We start from the raw sequence: 13,014 nt of genomic DNA, 5'->3' as shown, positions 1-13,014 counted from the left end.
GGCCGGTCTGCTCCACGGGTCCTCCTCCGGGTCGGTGGTGCTGGGGTCATGACATCGGTTGTTACCGATCCGTCAAGCACGATAGGCGCACACGGCCCCAGTTCAAACACCCGGGAAGCGGGGTAAGGTAAGGCTTACCTGCTAACGATCGTGAAGCGATGGTTCCGCATGTCCGCTCCCACCCTGTCCGCCGACACCGCGACGACCGCCCCGGCGGCCACGGCCGCTCCGGCCCGTCCGGACGCGCCGTCCGTCGCCGTGTCGCCCGTCGCGGACGCCTACGCGCGGCTGAGCGAGGTCTTCCCCGGGCTGGGCGTCACCGAGCTGGGAGCGGGGGAAACGGCCCCGGGGGGCGCCGGTTGGGCCGCCGCCGCCCGGCTCGCCGAGGGCGGGCCGGACCTCGACGCGTTCCTCGCCTGGGACGAGGCCCAGGTGATCCGGGACTACGGCACGCGGGCACGGCCCGACGTCGTGGCCGGCTTCGGACTGCACCGGTACGCCTGGCCGGCCTGTCTGCTGATCACCGTGCCGTGGTTCCTGCGGCGCCGGGTGCCCCGGCTGCCTGTGGAGGACGTCACATTCCACCGCGAGTCCGGCCGGATGGCCGTCCGGATCACCACGTTCGCCTGCCTGCCGGACGATCCGGCCGCCGTCCTGCCGGGCGCCCGGGTCGTACCCGACGAGGAGGCGCTGCGCGCGGAGGTGCGGGCGGCGGTGGCCGAGCACCTGGAGCCCGTCCTCGGCGGATTCGGGCCGCGGATGCGGCGGCGCGGCCGGGCGCTGTGGGGCATGGCGACCGACGAGGTGGTCGAGGGCCTCTGGTACGTCGCCCACCTGTTCGGCGAGGAGCGGCGCGCGATGCGCGAGCTGGAACTGCTGCTGCCCGGCTCGACCCGCCCGTACGTCGGCACGGCGGCCTTCCGCGAGCTGACCGGTCCCGCCGGGGAGTCCCTGCCCACCCGCGACCGGGTGAGCTGCTGCCTCTTCTACACCCTGCGCCCCGCCGACACCTGCGTCACCTGTCCGCGCACCTGCGACACGGACCGGGTCGCCAGGCTGACCGCCTCCGCCGCGAGCTGAGACGCCCGGGACGGGGGCGCGGCCGCACGCGCCCCGAGCCCGGAACAGACCGCCGCGCCCCGGCGCGCTCGCGGCTCGCCCACGGATCACAGGTACTTCACGAATTCCTCACTTGTCACGGGAACTATCCGCGGAACCATCCGTACGGGTAGTCTTAATTCGTACTCAACTCCCGTCCCTCGCGCGGCAGTTCGAGCAGAAAGTCGCCCTGCGCACCTTCTCGCACTTCCTTGGCGGCCTCTTGCCCCGAAACCCCCTGAGGGCCGATGTGATTGGGCCACTATGGCGGGCGTCACGCCCTATCCCAATGCAAGGGACCCCAGATGAGACTGACCGACATATCGCTGAACTGGCTGCTTCCGGGTGCCGTTCTGCTCCTGGGCCTGCTGGCGGCGGTGGCGGTGCTCGCACGCGGCAAGCGGTCCGGGGACGGCACGGGCAGCGACGACTCGTGGGAGCGCACCGAGGAGCGCCGCAGGCGTAAGGAGGCCGTCTACGGCACGGCGTCCTACGTCCTGCTGTTCTGCTGTGCCGCCGTCGCCGCGGCACTCTCCTTCCACGGCCTGGTCGGCTTCGGCCAGCAGAACCTCGGCCTCTCGGACGGCTGGGAGTACCTGGTCCCGTTCGGCCTGGACGGCGCGGCCATGTTCTGTTCCGTCCTCGCGGTGCGCGAGGCCAGCCACGGTGACGCGGCGCTCGGCTCCCGCATACTCGTGTGGACCTTCGCCGGTGCCGCGGCCTGGTTCAACTGGGTGCACGCGCCCCGGGGCGTGGACCACGCCGGCGCTCCGCAGTTCTTCGCGGGCATGTCCCTGTCGGCCGCCGTCCTGTTCGACCGGGCTCTGAAGCAGACCCGTCGTGCCGCCCTGCGCGAGCAGGGTCTGGTGCCGCGTCCGCTGCCCCAGATCCGTATAGTGCGCTGGCTGCGCGCGCCCCGTGAGACCTACAGCGCGTGGTCGCTGATGCTCCTGGAGAACGTCCGGTCCCTGGACGAAGCCGTGGACGAGGTGCGTGAGGACCGGCGCCAGAAGGAGCAGAACCGGCTGCGCCGCCGCAACGAGGAGCGGGTCGAGCGGGCGCACCTCAAGGCACTCAGCCGTGGTCACCGCGGCTTCCCCGGACGCGGCGCCGCCCGGGAACTGGAGGCCACGACCGTGGAGAGGGCACCCGCCGGGGCCTCCACGGAGCCCGCCATATCCACCGCGGAGCAGTTGCCCGTGCGGTCGCGGCCCTCCCTCTCCCCCGTCCGCAAGAGCTCCGATCCGATCACCGTCGACCTCACCACGGAGGACGACACGATGGCCCTGCCCCGGCTCGACTCCCTGGAGCGCAAGCTCAAGGATCTCGAGCAGCAGTTCGGCTGAGCCGTACGCGCCCGGTCCCGGGCGACGGCCCGGAAGGACGATGTCGTGTCCGGTCCCGGCCGGCGTTCCGGGCGGGCCCCTCACCCGACGACGGCGGCGCGGTGTTCCTACACCGCGCCGCCGTTCAGTTCGAACCACACCGCCTTGCCCACCCCGTGCGACCGTACGCCCCACGCGTCGGCCAGGGACTGGACGAGGACGAGACCTCTGCCGTGCGTACCGTCGTCGGCGTCCGGTACGCACAGTCTGGGCCTGCGTGCCACGAAGTCCCGGACCTCCACGCGCAGTCCGCGCGGTCCGACCGTCGCCGTCAGGACGGCGTCGTCGTCCGTGTGGATCAGTGCGTTGGTGACGAGCTCGCTGGTCAAGAGCTCCGCCGTCTCGGCCCCGCCCGGTTTCCCCCAGTACCGTAAGAGTTCCCTCAGCGCCTTGCGCGCCTCGGGCACCGCCCTCAGATCCGCCTTCCCCAGCCGGCGCCTCAGCTGCGCGCCGTCCGGTCCGTCCATCGCCCCGTCGGACGCTTCCTCCACTGGATCGGTGGAGAAGGCCCCCTTGGTCATGGGACCACCTCCTGGTGCCTGCCGCTTCATGACCCCCGCCTGCGTGCCGATGTCGGGTCCCCTCTGCTCGAACACGTTCACGGGATCCATGCCCTCTTCTGGATCGTGACAGTCATGTCGAATCGTCAACCAGCTGCCGTACGGTCACGGGTGCGCGACGCCCCCGCGGGGAAGTGAAGGGTTCGACAGAGCCGTCCGAGCGCCGAGGAGCCGCCGTGCACGACGACCGTTCGCTGGTGGAGGCTCGTCTGGAGCGCGCGCTGCGGCAGTTCCTGCGCCCCGCGCAGTACGGGGACCGGGTGCCGCTCACGCTCTCGGTGTGGCACGTGCCGGGCGAGCCGGTGCCCGTCGGGCAGGCCCTCCAGGCCTCCTACGAACCCTTCACGACCGGCACGCTCTGGGGAAAGCCCTGGTCGACGAGCTGGTTCCGCATCGAGGGCCGGGTGCCCGAGGAGTGGGCGGGCCGCCCCGTCGAGGTGGTGATCGACCCCGGGTTCACCGGGGACGGACCCGGTTTCCAGGCGGAGGGGCTGCTGTACGACACCGCGGGCGTCCCCCTCAAGGGCATCCACCCGCGCAACCGCCACCTGACGGTCGGGGCACCGGCCGACGGCGGCGAGGCGGTGCGCCTGCTGCTGGAGGCGGCGGCGAACCCCGCCGTCCTGCACGGCTTCGAGCCCACGCGGCTGGGAGACGTGCTGACCGCCGGCGATGCGCCGATCTACCGATTCGCGGCTGCCGATCTCGCCGTACCGGACGAGGACGTGTGGCACCTGGTCCTCGACGTCGAGGTCCTCTCGGAGCTGATGTACGAGCTGGACCCGCAGCGGCCGCGCCGGCACGAGATCCTGCGCGCCCTGGAGAACATGCTCGACGCCCTCGACCTGCACGACGTGTCCGGCACGGCCCCCGCGGCACGGGCGGAGCTGGCGGAGGTGCTGTCGCGACCCGCCTCGGCCAGCGCGCACCACGTCTCGGCGACCGGACACGCGCACATCGACTCGGCGTGGCTGTGGCCGCTGCGCGAGACGGTCCGCAAGGCCTCCCGCACCTTCGCCAACGTCACCGCGCTGGCCCTCGACTACCCGGAGCTGGTCTTCGCCTGCTCCCAGGCCCAGCAGTACGCCTGGGTGAAGGAGCACCAGCCGCACATCTGGGAACGCGTCAAGAAGGCCGTTCAGGAGGGCAACTGGGCCCCGGTGGGCTCCATGTGGGTCGAGTCCGACGCCAACATGCCCGGTGGCGAGGCACTGGCCCGGCAGATCGTGCACGGCAAGCGCTTCTTCCGGGAGGAACTGGGCGTCGAGACCGAGGAGATCTGGCTGCCGGACTCCTTCGGCTACACGGCGGCCTTCCCGCAACTGGCGAAGCTCGCCGGTGTCCGCTGGTTCCTCACCCAGAAGCTGAGCTGGAACCAGAGCAACAGGATGCCCCACCACACCTTCTGGTGGGAGGGCATCGACGGCACCCGGGTCTTCACCCACTTCCCTCCGGTGGACACCTACAACGCGCAGTTCCACGGCCGTGAACTCGCCCACGCGGAACGCAACTTCGCGGAGAAGGGGCTGGCCGGCCGCTCGCTGGTCCCGTTCGGCTGGGGCGACGGCGGGGGCGGCCCGACCCGCGAGATGCTGGAGAAGGCACGCCGGCTGCGTTCCCTCGAGGGCTCCCCCACGGTCCGGATCGAGAAGCCGGAGGCGTTCTTCGCCGCCGCCGAGGAGGAGTACGGGTCCCGCGCGCCGGTGTGGTCGGGCGAGCTGTACCTGGAACTGCACCGGGCCACCTACACCACCCAGGCCAAGACCAAGCAGGGCAACCGCCGCTCCGAACACGCACTGCGCGAGGCCGAGTTGTGGTGTGCCACGGCCGCCGTGCGCGACCCGTCGTACGCCTACCCGTACGACGCGCTGGACCGGCTCTGGAAGACGGTGCTGCTGCACCAGTTCCACGACATCCTGCCCGGCTCCTCGATCGCCTGGGTGCACCGGGAGGCACGCGAGACGTACACGCGGGTGCTCGCGGAACTCGAGGAGCTCACCGCCGACGCGGTACGGGCGCTGGGGCCCGGCTCGCCGTCGGTGCTGAACGCCTCGCCGTACGAGCGGACCGAAGTGGTCGGGGACGCGCTCGTGACGGTACCGGGACTGGGCGGCACCCTCCTGCCCACCGGGGCCGGCGGCCCCGCCGCCGTCCGGGCCGAACGGCACGAGGGCACCATCGTGCTGGACAACGGCCGGCTGCGGGTACGGGTCGACGCCGACGGGCTGCTGGCCTTCGTACGGGACCTCGCGCACGACCGGGAGGTGCTGTGCGGCCGGGGCAACCTGCTCCAGCTCCACCCCGACCACCCCAACGCCTGGGACGCCTGGGACATCGACCGGCACTACCGGCGCACCCGCACGGACCTCACGGCCGCCGAGTCGGTGGAACTGGTGGAGAGCGGGCCGTTGCGGGCGACCGTGCGCGTCGTCCGGGCCTTCGGCTCCTCCCGGATCACCCAGGAGATCGGGCTGAGCGCCGCGAGCCGACGGCTGGACATCGTGACCGACATCGACTGGCGGGAGTCGGAGAAGGTCCTCAAGGCCGCCTTCCCGCTCGACGTCCAGGCCGAACGGTCCTCCGCCGAGATCCAGTTCGGGCACGTCCACCGTCCCACCCACGCCAACACCGGCTGGGACGCGGCCCGTTTCGAGATCTGCGCCCACCGCTGGCTCAGGGTCGCGGAGGAGTCGTACGGCGTCGCGGTGCTCAACGACTCGACGTACGGCCACGACGTGACCCGCACCCCGGGCGCCGACGGCCTCGGCACCACCGTACGGCTGACCCTGCTGCGCGCCCCGCACAGTCCGGACCCGGAGACCGATCTCGGCACGCACCGGTTCACGTACGCGCTGCTGCCGGGCGCCGGTGTGGGGGACGCCGTGGCGGAGGGGCTCGCGCTCAACCTGCCGCTGCGCCGGGCCGCGGCACCGGCGCTCGAACCGCTGGTGGGCGTGGACCACCCGGCCGTCACCGTCGAGTCGGTCAAGCTCGCCGAGGACCGCAGCGGCGATGTGGTGGTGCGGCTGTACGAGTCACGGGGCGGGCGGGCCCGCGCGAAGGTGACCGCCGGTTTCCCGGTCTCCCGGGCCGAGGTGACCGATCTGCTGGAACGTCCGCTGCGCGAGGCCCCGCCGGAGATCGAGCTGCGGCCGTTCCAGATCCTCACCCTGCGGCTGCGGCCCGCCCGCTAGAGCGGGGCCGGGGGACGGGTCCGCAAGGATGGAACCGTCCCGGGCCCTGTGACCTCCTACATGAGGAGTGCCTGGGATGCCGTCCTGGGACGGGAGCGGAGGAAACGGTGTCATCCCAGGACGAGATCGAGGAATTCGCGGCGCTGCTGCGGCACTTGAAGGGCCGCACCGACCACAGCTACGCCGCGCTCGCCCGCCGTCTGAACATGAACGCCTCGACGCTGCACCGGTACTGCGCGGGCGAGGCGGTGCCGCTCGGATTCGCGTCCGTGGAGAAGTTCGCCGCGATGTGCGGGGCGAGCACGGCCGAACGGGTCGAACTGCACCGGCTGTGGATCCTGGCGGTGGCCGCCCGCCAACGCTCCCGGACGACTCCGGGGACCGGGTCCGGGCAGGACACGGGAGAGGCCGCGCCGGAGGCCTGGCCGGACGCGCCGGAAGCCCCGGAGCCCGAGGCCGGACCGGACGCGCCGGGAACCCCGGGCTCCGAGCCCCGGCCGGACGCGGCGCGGGCGCCGGAGTCCGGGACCGGACCGGTCGGCGTCGGCGTTCCGGTGCGCTCGAGCGGGCCGGGGACCGACGGCACCCTGCCGCCCCCGGGCGGACCGGACGCGGTCGAGGCCCTGCCGCCGGTCACGGACCTCGCGCCCGTTCCCGGCGCACACCCCGCGGACGGCTCCCCGGCACGGGCCGGAGCGCCGCGGACGCGCCGGTTCCGGCGTCGCGCCGTGGTCACCTCGGCCGTGGTGACCGCGCTGGTCGCCACCCTGGGCAGCCTGTCCGCCCTGCCCTCCGGGCACTCCTCGAAGGACGCCGCCGACCGGGTGGCCGTCACTCCGACCGCGAAGGCTGCGGGCGCGCGGCACGGCACGGCGACACCGTCCGCCTCCCCCTCGGCCACGCACGGCCGGCCGTCGGGCTCCCCGTCCCCGAGCCCGTCCGGCAGCCGCGCCACCTCGCCGAGCCCGTCCACGAGCCCCTCCCCCACCAGCGTCTCCGCCGGCCCCCCGCTCACCTGGACCGTGAACTCCCATCGCTGGTCGATCGGTTGCGGTCACACCTACGTCATCGACAAGGCGCCCGAACAGGTGCCGCCGCCCCCGGCCCCGCAGGACGCCTCCCCGTGGGCGCAGACGCAGAACGCGGTGCACGGCGGTGAGACGCTCGTGGACATCACCGTGCAGGGGCGGTCCGACGCGGCCGTGGTCCTGGAGGCGCTGCGGGTGCGCGTCGTCGGGCGGTCGGCCCCGCTGAAGGGCGTGGCCTACGCCACGGGCGGGGGGTGCGGCGGCGGCCTGGGAGTCGGCGCCTTCACCGTCGATCTGGACAAGGACCGGCCCGTCGCCAGCCCGGTCTCGAGCGACGACGGAACGGGCCCCCGGATCCTGCGCCCGCCCTTCCGGGTGTCCGTGCAGGACCCGCAGGTGCTGATGGTCGACGCCCTGACCAAGGGCTGCGACTGCCGCTGGTACCTGGAGCTCGACTGGTCCTCGCGGGGGCGCACCGGTACGGTCCGGATCGACGACCGAGGCGCCCCGTTCCGCACCAGCGGCATCGAGGGCCTGCCGTACTACTGGTACGCGAACGGCGGCTGGACCCTGAGGTGAGACCGGGCGGGGCCCGCACCCGGCCGGACGGGCGTCACGGGCGGGGCACGTTGCGCAGGTTGGAGCGGGCCATCTGCACCATCCGGCCGACGCCCCCGTCCAGCACGATCTTCGACGCCGAGAGCGCGAAGCCCGTCACCATGTCGGCGCTGATCTTCGGCGGGATGGAGAGCGCGTTCGGGTCGGTGACGATGTCGACGAGGGCCGGACCCTTGTGGCGGAAGGCGTCCTTGAGGGCGCCGGCGAGGTGCTTGGGCTTCTCGACCCGGATGCCGAACGCCCCGCAGGCGCGGGCCACCGCCGCGAAGTCCGGGTTCTTGTTGGTGGTGCCGTAGGAGGGCAGTCCGGCGACCAGCATCTCCAACTCGACCATGCCGAGGGACGAGTTGTCGAAGAGGACGACCTTCACCGGCAGGTCGTACTGCACGAGGGTGAGGAAATCGCCCATCAGCATGGAGAATCCGCCGTCGCCGGACATCGACACGACCTGGCGCTCCCGGTCGGTGAACTGCGCGCCGATCGCCATCGGCAGCGCGTTCGCCATCGACCCGTGCGAGAACGAACCGATCACACGACGGCTGCCGTTGGGCGAGATGTAACGGGCCGCCCAGACGTTGCACATACCGGTGTCGACCGTGAACACCGCGTCCTGGTCGGCGAGTTCGTCGAGCACGGAGGCGACGTACTCGGGATGGATCGGGACGTGCCGGTCGACCTTGCGGGTGTACGCCTTGACGACCCCCTCGAGGGCGTCCGCGTGTTTCTTGAGCATCTTGTCGAGAAATCGCCTGTTCCCCTTGGGCCGCACCCTCGGGGTCAGACAGCGCAGCGTCTCCCGGACGTCACCCCACACGGCCAGGTCCAGCTTCGACCGGCGCCCCAGGTTCTCCGGCCGCACGTCGACCTGGACGATCTTGACGTCGTCGGGGAGGAAGGCGTTGTACGGGAAGTCGGTGCCCAGCAGGACGAGGAGATCGCACTCGTGGGTCGCCTCGTAGGCCGCGCCGTAGCCGAGGAGCCCGCTCATGCCGACGTCGAACGGGTTGTCGTACTGGATCCATTCCTTGCCGCGCAGCGCGTGCCCGATCGGCGACTTGATCTTCTCGGCGAACTCCATGACCTCGGCGTGCGCGCCCGCCGTGCCGCTGCCGCAGAACAGGGTGACCTTCTCCGCCTCGTCGATCATCGCGACGAGCTTCTCGATCTCGGCGTCGCCCGGCCGGACGGTGGGCCGGGAGGTCACGAGGGCGGTCTCGACGGTCTTGTCCGGGGCGGGCTCGGAGGCGATGTCGCCCGGCAGCGAGACTACGCTGACACCGGACCGGCCCACCGCGTGCTGGATGGCGGTCTGGAGGAGGCGCGGCATCTGCCTCGGGCTGGAGATGAGTTCGCTGTAGTGGCTGCACTCGCGGAAGAGCTGGTCGGGATGGGTCTCCTGGAAGTAGCCGAGGCCGATCTCGCCGGAGGGGATCTGCGAGGCGAGGGCCAGTACCGGGGCCATGGAGCGGTGCGCGTCGTACAGGCCGTTGATGAGGTGGAGGTTGCCCGGTCCGCAGGAGCCGGCGCAGGCCGCGAGCCTGCCCGTGACCTGGGCCTCGGCGCCCGCGGCGAACGCGGCGGTCTCCTCGTGGCGGACCTGGATCCAGTCGATGGCCGCGTTGCGCCGGATCGCGTCCACGACCGGGTTGAGGCTGTCACCCACGACCCCGTACAGCCGTTCGACGCCCGCGCGGACGAGGATGTCGACGAACTGCTCGGCGACGTTCTGCTTGGCCATGCTGCACGCACCTCTTCGTGATCCTCGAAGCCCTCGGGCCTCCGGGTCCCCCGTTCCCCGGCTCGCCCCTCGGGTTCATGAATTCACACCGCGCGCGGTCACGCCTCCCACACGGCGGCGGCCGTCCGGTCGTCGGCGTACCCCTTGGCCCGCACCGACGCGTCCGCGAGGAACGCCGCGAGGCCGGGCGGCTCCCCCGCCGACCACCGCGTCGTCAGGTATTCGGCCAGCTCGGGTTCGCCGCGCAGCGGCTCCGCGAGGCCACCCGTGCACAGCAGGAGCGTGTCGCCCGGGCGGGCTACGGAGGCCCGGAACCGGAAGGGGGCCCCCGGCGGCCGGGGCGCGGGCTCGTACGGGCTCGGTGGTGTCGTGATGCCCAGGTCCATGGTGAGCCGGTCGCCCTCGGGGGTCTCGTGGGGCGGCGACCCGAAGCCGACGACGGCTTCCCCGGTCACGTCCGAGACCCGCGGTTCGATGTCCTGCCACTCGCCGTCCCGCAGCCGGAACAGTCCGCCCGCGCCGACGCCGAAGAAGACCCGGGTACGGCACTGGGGATCGGCGGGCAGCAGCAGACAGCGCAGGCCCGCGGTGTACTCCTCGGGTTCGACGCCCTGCTCCGCCGCGCTCGCCCGCAGCTTGCCGAGGCTGCGGTCGGTGAGCCGGTGCAGTCCCGACTTCAGCTCGCCGCGCCGGGCGGCCCTGATGTCCTCGGCGAGCCGTTCGTGGCTGCGTCCGACGGCACGCCCGATCCACCGGCACGCCTCCGCCGCGGCCCGGTGCGCTCCCGGGGTGGCGCGCGCGCCGGTCGCCATCGCCACCAGGACGAGTGCCTGCTCGCCCGTTCCGAACCGGGCGGTGAGCAGCGCGTCCCGGCGCGGCTCGCCCCGGTAGCGCGCGGAGTCCCCGCGCAGGGACACGGCCCGCAGGGTGCTCGTGCCGTACCGTGCCCCGTCCAGCACCGTGTCGGCGACCAGGTCACCGAGTTCGTCGGGCTCGGCGGCCGGCAGCGCGGTCGGTTCGGGGTCGTAGGTGGGCGGGCGCGAGCCGACGTGGCCGGCGGAGGGCGGTGGCTCGACGACGGAGAGGACCGTCCCGCGGGACTCGTCCGGGGGCGTGTCCTCGGGAGCCCGCTCGGGCGGCGGTGTCCGGAAGCCCCCGGTGGTGCTGGGCAGCGCGTCCGCCGCGGGTGCGGGACGCGCCGGGCCCGGGGGTGTCGCGGGAGCCGACACGGGTTTCGGCGGCACGTCCGACGGCGTCCTCGACGCGGGCACCCGGTCGGCCGAGGGATCCGGCGGCGTGTCGCCCCCGGTGTCCCGGGACGCGCGCGGGCCGGACTCCTGCGCGGTGAACCCCTGCGGTTTCGGGCCGGGCGGCAGGGCGGAGGGGGTGGCCGGGGCCGGACCGGAGGACGGGAGCTCCCAGGACGGGGGTTCCCAGGGCGTGGGCTCCCACGAGGTGGGTTCCCAGGAGGCGGGTTCCGACGGAGGCGCCTCGCCGCCGGGCGGGTTCGCGTCCGCGCCGGGCCCCCGCACCGGGCCCCGCTCCCAGCGGCCCGGCCGGGACGCCCGCTCGTCGGGGGCCGTCTCCTCGGGCGGGGCCGCTCCGGGCCGGGCGGCGGCCGCGCCTCGGGGTCGCCCCGGTGCGGCGGGGGGCCGCTCCGGCGGCGGGGGCGGCCGCTTCCCCGGCCCGGGGGACGGGGTCTCCGGTACGACGGGGGGCCGCTCGGGACGCGGCGGACCGTCGAACCCGCGTGCGCCGGGCCGCCGGACGGATCCGTGCTCCGGGTCGGACGCCGCGCCCGCCGCGGACCTCGGGTCCGGGGCGGACCTCGCCTCCGGCGGTACGGGCCTGCGTTCCGGCATGTCCTTCCGCACCGGAACGGGCCGGGCGTCCGCCGCGGATCCCGGCCCCGTGCCGAGGCCGTCCCCGAGCGTCCCCGACGCCGAAGCGAACCGGTCGTCGAGGGAATCGGCCACGGTCGCGGGCCCCGTGTCCTCGGTGGAGTCGTCGTACAACTGCCGCCACCAGTCGTCCTCGTGACCGGTGGGCTTCTCCCCCTGCTGGCTCATGCCCCCGATTGTCCACCGAGACAGCCGGTTGAAAACGGGGCATCCGGAAAAACCGGCCAAGGTGCGGGCCGTCGAACGGCACACCGGGTGAACGCTCGAACAGGAATGCGCATTCGGGCCTGCGGGCTCCGGAGCGGACACGGCCGGGTCCCCGCAGGCCGGGCCCGGTCGGGGCGTCGTGGACACCGGTCGGCAGCTCGGTGACGTGAGCTTGTCAGGGGGGCGGGGGGTACGGCGATGATGTGCCGGGGCGACTTCGCGCCGTGGCCGATTTCCCGCCACGGCCCCGCCCGCCGGAGGGAACGCGTCCACGGGGAGGAGCACCGCCGCATGCTGGGAGCGATAGGTCTGGACGAGACCCACGAGTCGGCGTACCGCGCGCTGGTGTCCGTGGGCGCCGCCGAGGTGTCCGATCTCGCGCGCCGGCTCACGCTCGGCGAGTACGAGACGGAGCGCGCCCTGCGCCGGCTGGAGCTGCGCGGCCTGGCCGCGCAGTCCTCGGCGCGGCCGGGCCGCTGGGTCGCCGCCCCGCCCGGAGCCGCCCTCGGCGCGCTGCTCACCCAGCGGCGCCACGAACTGGAGAAGGCCGAGCTGGCGGCCGCGCTGCTGGCCGAGGAGTACCGGGGCGCGGCGGGCGAACCGGCCGTGCACGACCTGGTCGAGGCGGTGGTCGGCGCCGCGGCGGTCTCGCAGCGCTTCCTGCAGCTCCGGCTGGGCGCCCGCGAGGAGGTGTGCGCGCTGGTCACCGGCGCCCCGGGGGTGGTCCCGGGCGCGGACGACGCCGGGGAACGGACCGCGGGCCGGGATGTCCGCCACCGCGCGGTCGTCGAGCGGTCCGTCCTCGGCCGGCCCGGCGGGATCACCGAGCTGTCCGCCGCGCTCGGCCGGGACGAGCAGGTGCGGGTCGTGGACCGGGTGCCGGCCAGGCTGGTGATCGCCGACCGGACGCTCGCGATGGTGCCGCTCACCTCGCACACCACGGAGCCGGCCGCTCTGGTCGTGCACGCGAGCGGACTCCTGGAGCTGCTGTCGGGGCTGTTCGAGTCGGTGTGGCGGGACGCGCTGCCGCTGCGGCTGGGCAGCCGGGGCGTGCTGGAGCAGGAACCGGACGGCCCGGACACCACCGACCTGGAGATCCTCTCCCTGCTCCTCGCCGGGCTGACCGACGCGAGCGTGGCCAAACAGCTCGACCTGGGCCTGAGGACGGTGCAGCGCCGGGTCAAGCGCCTGATGGAGCTGACCGGCGTGACGACCCGGCTGCAACTGGGCTGGCACGCGTACGAGCGCGGCTGGGTGGCGCGGGGCTGAACTGCGCTCTCCCGTC

Annotated in this window: 8 protein-coding genes; 5 read left to right on the top strand and 3 right to left on the bottom strand. The window is 73.5% G+C overall.

Features of this window, described 5'->3' with window-relative positions; all coding sequences use genetic code 11:
- The first annotated feature begins 168 nt into the window (after nt 1-168).
- Both CW362_RS18190 and CW362_RS18185 read left to right on the top strand, forming a co-directional pair.
- Complete coding sequence (locus tag CW362_RS18190) at nt 169-1,080, top strand: (2Fe-2S)-binding protein (RefSeq protein WP_103550548.1); 912 nt, start codon at nt 169-171, stop codon at nt 1,078-1,080.
- A gap of 323 nt (nt 1,081-1,403) precedes the next feature.
- Entirely contained in the window at nt 1,404-2,444 is a 1,041-nt protein-coding gene (locus tag CW362_RS18185) for a DUF2637 domain-containing protein (RefSeq protein WP_103550547.1), read from the top strand.
- A gap of 107 nt (nt 2,445-2,551) precedes the next feature.
- On the opposite strand, the gene CW362_RS18180 is transcribed toward CW362_RS18185, so the two are convergent.
- Nucleotides 2,552-3,004 carry an ATP-binding protein gene (locus tag CW362_RS18180; RefSeq protein ID WP_376452291.1) on the bottom strand — a complete coding sequence of 151 codons (453 nt, stop codon included), beginning with the start codon at nt 3,002-3,004 and terminating at the stop codon, nt 2,552-2,554.
- A 215-nt stretch (nt 3,005-3,219) separates the two neighbouring features.
- On the opposite strand from CW362_RS18180, the gene CW362_RS18175 reads away from it, so the two are divergent.
- On the top strand, nt 3,220-6,237 hold the full coding sequence (locus CW362_RS18175) for an alpha-mannosidase (protein WP_103550546.1): 3,018 nt from the start codon (nt 3,220-3,222) through the stop codon (nt 6,235-6,237).
- Between the two features lie 107 nt (nt 6,238-6,344).
- Nucleotides 6,345-7,844, top strand: coding sequence for a transcriptional regulator (locus tag CW362_RS18170; RefSeq protein ID WP_103550545.1), 1,500 nt, complete (start codon nt 6,345-6,347; stop codon nt 7,842-7,844).
- Nucleotides 7,845-7,878: 34 nt separating this feature from the next.
- On the opposite strand, the gene CW362_RS18165 is transcribed toward CW362_RS18170, so the two are convergent.
- Together CW362_RS18165 and CW362_RS18160 are read right to left on the bottom strand one after the other, a co-directional pair.
- Entirely contained in the window at nt 7,879-9,621 is a 1,743-nt protein-coding gene (locus CW362_RS18165) for a pyruvate dehydrogenase (protein WP_103550544.1), read from the bottom strand.
- A 98-nt stretch (nt 9,622-9,719) separates the two neighbouring features.
- Nucleotides 9,720-11,690, bottom strand: a complete 1,971-nt coding sequence (locus tag CW362_RS18160; RefSeq protein WP_103550543.1) for a protein phosphatase 2C domain-containing protein — start codon at nt 11,688-11,690, stop codon at nt 9,720-9,722.
- Nucleotides 11,691-12,020: 330 nt separating this feature from the next.
- Between CW362_RS18160 and CW362_RS18155 the strand changes: the two genes are divergently transcribed.
- Nucleotides 12,021-12,998 (top strand): helix-turn-helix transcriptional regulator, encoded by a 978-nt coding sequence (locus tag CW362_RS18155; protein ID WP_103550542.1) that lies wholly within the window; start codon nt 12,021-12,023, stop codon nt 12,996-12,998.
- Nucleotides 12,999-13,014 lie beyond the last annotated feature (16 nt).

Origin of the sequence: Streptomyces populi, from assembly GCF_002911015.1 — a bacterium.
GTDB classification, from domain to species: Bacteria; Actinomycetota; Actinomycetes; order Streptomycetales; family Streptomycetaceae; genus Streptomyces; species Streptomyces populi.
Note: the sequence above shows the minus strand (reverse complement) of the source record. Positions and strands in the feature narration are given on the sequence as shown.

Coding starts and splice junctions, on each gene's coding strand:
- CW362_RS18185 (WP_103550547.1), top strand. CDS start 1,404: ATGAGACTGACCGACATATCGCTGAACTGGCTGCTTCCGGGTGCCGTT.
- CW362_RS18155 (WP_103550542.1), top strand. CDS start 12,021: ATGCTGGGAGCGATAGGTCTGGACGAGACCCACGAGTCGGCGTACCGC.
- CW362_RS18180 (WP_376452291.1), bottom strand. CDS start 3,004: ATGACCAAGGGGGCCTTCTCCACCGATCCAGTGGAGGAAGCGTCCGAC.
- CW362_RS18160 (WP_103550543.1), bottom strand. CDS start 11,690: ATGAGCCAGCAGGGGGAGAAGCCCACCGGTCACGAGGACGACTGGTGG.
- CW362_RS18190 (WP_103550548.1), top strand. CDS start 169: ATGTCCGCTCCCACCCTGTCCGCCGACACCGCGACGACCGCCCCGGCG.
- CW362_RS18165 (WP_103550544.1), bottom strand. CDS start 9,621: ATGGCCAAGCAGAACGTCGCCGAGCAGTTCGTCGACATCCTCGTCCGC.